The following is a 4,092-nucleotide window of genomic DNA, read 5'->3' as shown; positions in this document are numbered from 1 at the left end:
AAAGACAATTTCTATATTATTTCAATAGAAATTGTCTTTTTTTCACTTATCCAAGAACTTTATGTCCCGGACTCTATTTCTCTAGGGTTTATGTCCCAGACTCTTTTTTGGTGAAAACTTCTGATAATTGTAGGTTCTCTCGTTATCTATGATTATTACTTTTAACTGTATCTAGAAAATCATCTCCCCAATCACAAATTGAAAAGACTACTTTATCAAGCTTTAAACCTATTTCAGTCAATCTATAATCCACTTTAGGAGGGACTACTGGATAAACCGTCCTTTCAAGAATTTTATCTTGTTCTAGTTCTCTAAGTTGTCTTATTAACATTCGTTGGTTGATATCAGGTAGTTTATTTTGTAATTCACTTAATCTTAAGCGCTCATTTTGTAAAAGATGGTAAACAATGGCAATTTTCCATCTTCCACCAATGACAGACAGGGCTAAATCTTTCGATGTATAAAATTCTTTATTATTATATTCAATTAACAAAACAAATCCTCCATTTTATATAGTGACAAAAATGTCAGTATTGTTATTTGAAGTAACTAATACCATAATAGCATTATAAAAGATAGAGAGGAGAAACTTTAATGAAATTACAATTAGCAATCGATCTATTAGACCAAAAAGAAGCAGCAAAATTAGCTCAAGAAGTAGAGGAATTCATTGATATTGTAGAAATTGGAACACCAATTGTTATAAATGAAGGACTATCTGCTGTTGAACATATGAGTAAATCAGTCACTAACACACAAGTATTAGCAGACCTGAAAATTATGGATGCTGCTAGTTATGAAGTAAGTCAAGCTGTAAAATTCGGTGCTGACATCATAACAATTCTGGGTGTTTCTGAAGATGCTTCAATTAAAAGTGCTATCGAAGAAGCACATAACCATGGCAAAGAATTATTAGTTGATATGATCGCGGTTCAAAATTTAGAACAACGTGCAGCTGAATTAGATAAAATGGGTGCTGACTATATTGCAGTACATACTGGTTACGATTTACAAGCTAAAGGTGTATCACCTTTAGAAAGTTTACGTACTGTTAAATCAGTTATTTCAAATTCAAAAGTAGCCGTAGCAGGTGGTATCAAACCCGATACAATTAAATCAGTGGCAGTTGAACAACCAGATTTAATTATTGTTGGTGGTGGCATAGCAAACGCTGACGATCCAAAAGCTGCTGCTAAACAATGTCGTGATATAATTGATGGAAATGCTTAACCATTTTTAATATATGTTTAAACTCCCCCCTTCTTAGTGTATATAATATCTAGATTTAAAAATTATAATTGAAAGGTAATGTTGTAATATGACTAAAAAAGTAGCAATCATTTTAGCAGATGAATTTGAAGATATAGAATTAACTAGTCCAAAAGAAGCATTAGAAAATGCTGGATTTGAGACTGAGATTATTGGTGATACAGCTAATCATGAAGTTGTTGGTAAACATGGTAAAAAAGTAACTGTAGATGTTAGTATCGCAGATGCTAAACCAGAAAATTATGATGCATTATTAATTCCTGGTGGATTTTCACCTGACCATTTACGTGGTGATGAAGAAGGACGTTATGGTACCTTTACTAAGTACTTTACTCAAAATGATGTACCAACATTTGCGATTTGTCATGGTCCACTTTTACTAGTTGATACTGATGATTTAAATGGACGTACAATAACTGGTGTTATCAATGTACGTAAAGATTTATCTAATGCAGGAGCACATGTTGTCGATGAATCAGTTGTAGTAGATAACAATATTGTAACAAGTCGTGTACCAGATGACTTAGATGATTTCAATAGAGAGATTATTAAACAATTAGAAGCATAAATTAAGATACATTATAAATAATTATTTGATAGATTAGACTATCGTCAAAGATCTAAACTTTGTCGATAGTTTTTTATTATTAATTTTGAAGCTCCAATTTTATTAAGATATATACATCAAATAATTCATAACGTCGTATTACATATTTTGCATTCCTATGCACTATGATGTTATAATACATTTAACGAAGATTATATGCATATATGCACCAATCCCCTCACTATTTGTGGTAGTGAGGGGATTTCTGATGCGGCTTAACGTCGCCTTCTATTTATTGCGTTTACTACTAAGCCAGTAAGTAAAATACGCAACTGCACAGCCACTAATGACTGGTGCAATGATGTGAACGAAGATCATAAGCATATTAAGCACCTCCTTCCGTCGAAAATACAGCCGGAAGTTAAGGCGACTCTATTATTATATCATCTGTAAACACGTAAGCATATCCACTTCAGATAAGTCATTTTATGTTATATCTTTGCTTTTTTATAGTATCAAGACAAGAAAAACTCGTTTTCAACTCATTTCAAAAATCAAAATCGAAAACTAAAATTAACCCTCTTTATCGTCTTTTTCTAAACCTATAATCATAATTAAGTAAAACGAATCAATTTTATAATTTCCAAATTTCATACAAAAAACTCCTTTTGTTTTCTTTTCAAAAAATAAAATTGCTTTATTGACGTTTAGCCTCGGAACCCTTGACATTCCCTAAACTTGTCGAATGGTCGGTTTAATAGCTCACGCTATACCGACATTCGTCTACAAATTTAGTTAAGGGTTCTTCTCAACGATCAATAAATTTTCTCGTCATAACTGCTATGTTATAATTAAAATATTCTTTCTTGATTTTTAATACTTTACCACTTTTTAATCAGCCAAAAAGTGAGTAAGAGCTACTTAAATTTTAAATGGTAGCTCTTTTTTATATTCTACTTTATTACAAATCAGAATACCTTTATTTTTAATTTTAAGGCAATATTTTGAAAAATTTGAGCAATCATTCCTGTTGAACATTTTAATTATAAAAGTCATTAAAAATAAAAAATAACGCCAGCTTTTTGCTAACGTTATTCCAAGTGTATAAAATATATTAAGTCAAAATTAGTCTTCTTTTTCTTTAAAACCTTCTTTTTTCATTTCCTTCTCAGTTTTCTTCATACTAAAACCATTCCCTGTATTACCAGACATACTAACAATATCTTTAGATTTTAAAGTATCAATATCAGCATTTTTTAAATCTATAGTTATAGTTTCTACAATCCCTTCATCATTCTCTTTAACAGTTTCCTTTACGCCTTTAACGTCTTGCATTTTTTTACTTTCTTTCTCTATTGCTTCCTTCATTATTTTTTTAGATGTATCATCATTCAGACTAAAATCGCTATATTTCAAAGTATTTACAGATTTTTGTTTAATTATTTCGTCCCCTTTATATGTATAAGTTACCTCCATTTTCACATTAGATTCTTCTCCAACAAATGTTTTAGTTTTTTCAGCTCCACAAGCAGATAAAGTAATTAAAAAAACAATACTTACTACCAAACCAGTAACTTTTTTCATAATTTAATCTCCTTTGTTTTAATATTATATACCATTCATCCTAAAAATATGACCCTTACCTTAGTTAAAAATATATTAAATTTAGCGAAAAAAGAAATTGTTATAAACAACAAAATTCAATAATTTTATTTATTTATCACTTTATGCTTTTATTTTTAATTTTAAAGGAGAATTTTGAAAAATTAGAGTTATTTATATAGTTTTTTATACCCAAAAACTTATATTGGCTCTTAAAACGCAAATGAGAGCCAAATAAATATATTTTAATTTCACAAACAAAAATTTGAGCAAAACCAGTGACGATTTTTAGACACTGACCAGCTATATGCAAACTAAAATTTTGCATAAAATGGCTCAAAAAATCATCAACTTTTTTAGTTCCTGCAGGAGCAATTTCTTTCAAAAAACCACCGAATTTTGAATTGGCTCCAAATTCTTTGTAAGAGCATAAGGGAAATTTGCATACATTAAAAAATGTATGGTCTGGCGAAGCCAGACATTTCAAGGGATACAGAGATTTTAAAAAGGTATACATTTTTTGCGTTTTGTACCCCGATTGTACCCAGGCATTTTTAACATATTTTCAATCAAAGAGTCCGGGACATAAAGTTCTTTGATAAGTGAAAAAAGACAATTTCTATTGAAATAATATAGAAATTGTCTTTTTTATAAATTTTTTGATTATTTTCAGC

Annotated in this window: 6 protein-coding genes; 2 read left to right on the top strand and 4 right to left on the bottom strand. The window is 29.8% G+C overall.

What is annotated here, in order from left to right; all coding sequences use genetic code 11:
* Positions 1–142 precede the first annotated feature (142 nt).
* Positions 143–493, bottom strand: coding sequence for a winged helix-turn-helix transcriptional regulator (locus AC1RRU_RS12465; protein WP_053020040.1), 351 nt, complete (start codon positions 491–493; stop codon positions 143–145).
* A 101-nt stretch (positions 494–594) separates the two neighbouring features.
* Here AC1RRU_RS12465 and hxlA point away from each other — a divergent pair, with 101 nt between their 5' ends.
* Together hxlA and AC1RRU_RS12455 are read left to right on the top strand one after the other, a co-directional pair.
* Positions 595–1,230: a 3-hexulose-6-phosphate synthase gene (gene hxlA, locus AC1RRU_RS12460; RefSeq protein ID WP_053020041.1), complete on the top strand. Its 636-nt coding sequence runs from the start codon at positions 595–597 to the stop codon at positions 1,228–1,230.
* Positions 1,231–1,318: 88 nt separating this feature from the next.
* Positions 1,319–1,837 carry a type 1 glutamine amidotransferase domain-containing protein gene (locus AC1RRU_RS12455; protein ID WP_016931402.1) on the top strand — a complete coding sequence of 173 codons (519 nt, stop codon included), beginning with the start codon at positions 1,319–1,321 and terminating at the stop codon, positions 1,835–1,837.
* Positions 1,838–2,104: 267 nt separating this feature from the next.
* Here the strand turns inward: AC1RRU_RS12455 and AC1RRU_RS12450 are convergent, their stop codons facing one another.
* From AC1RRU_RS12450 to AC1RRU_RS12440, 3 genes are all read right to left on the bottom strand, one after another.
* Positions 2,105–2,200: a type I toxin-antitoxin system Fst family toxin gene (locus AC1RRU_RS12450; protein ID WP_002441941.1), complete on the bottom strand. Its 96-nt coding sequence runs from the start codon at positions 2,198–2,200 to the stop codon at positions 2,105–2,107.
* A 741-nt stretch (positions 2,201–2,941) separates the two neighbouring features.
* Complete coding sequence (locus tag AC1RRU_RS12445; RefSeq protein ID WP_016931397.1) at positions 2,942–3,400, bottom strand: DUF1307 domain-containing protein; 459 nt, start codon at positions 3,398–3,400, stop codon at positions 2,942–2,944.
* A gap of 136 nt (positions 3,401–3,536) precedes the next feature.
* Positions 3,537–3,803: a hypothetical protein gene (locus tag AC1RRU_RS12440; RefSeq protein ID WP_053020042.1), complete on the bottom strand. Its 267-nt coding sequence runs from the start codon at positions 3,801–3,803 to the stop codon at positions 3,537–3,539.
* Between the last annotated feature and the right edge of the window lie 289 nt (positions 3,804–4,092).

Source organism: Staphylococcus sp. GW821-FHT11H10, from assembly GCF_058807855.1.
The sequence above is the reverse complement of the archived record's forward strand: the minus strand, read 5'-3'. Positions and strand labels throughout refer to the sequence as shown.

Coding starts and splice junctions, on each gene's coding strand:
- hxlA (WP_053020041.1), top strand. CDS start 595: ATGAAATTACAATTAGCAATCGATCTATTAGACCAAAAAGAAGCAGCA.
- AC1RRU_RS12455 (WP_016931402.1), top strand. CDS start 1,319: ATGACTAAAAAAGTAGCAATCATTTTAGCAGATGAATTTGAAGATATA.
- AC1RRU_RS12450 (WP_002441941.1), bottom strand. CDS start 2,200: ATGCTTATGATCTTCGTTCACATCATTGCACCAGTCATTAGTGGCTGT.
- AC1RRU_RS12445 (WP_016931397.1), bottom strand. CDS start 3,400: ATGAAAAAAGTTACTGGTTTGGTAGTAAGTATTGTTTTTTTAATTACT.